Here is a 228-nt window from a genome sequence, read left to right on the forward strand (position 1 = left end):
CCTTTTTCGTTTTGGCGCCGATGGCGCGGGAAATGTTTCGCGTCGCCAACATCCCGCATCGGCTGATGCCGGCAACTATCGCTCTCGGCACCTCCACATTTACGATGTCGGCAATGCCCGGAACGCCCGCGATTCAAAATACGATTCCGATGCCGTTCTTCGGAACCACGCCGTTTGCGGCGCCCGGATTGGGAATCATCGCTGCTGCGATCATGCTCGCATTCGGGC

At 59.2% G+C, this 228-nt stretch carries 1 pseudogene; it reads left to right on the plus strand.

The features are described from left to right. Nucleotides 1–228: pseudogene (locus FNJ47_RS50900) on the plus strand (GntP family permease); the annotation flags it as partial.

The organism is Bradyrhizobium uaiense, from assembly GCF_010811875.1.
GTDB classification, from domain to species: domain Bacteria; phylum Pseudomonadota; class Alphaproteobacteria; order Rhizobiales; family Xanthobacteraceae; genus Bradyrhizobium; species Bradyrhizobium uaiense.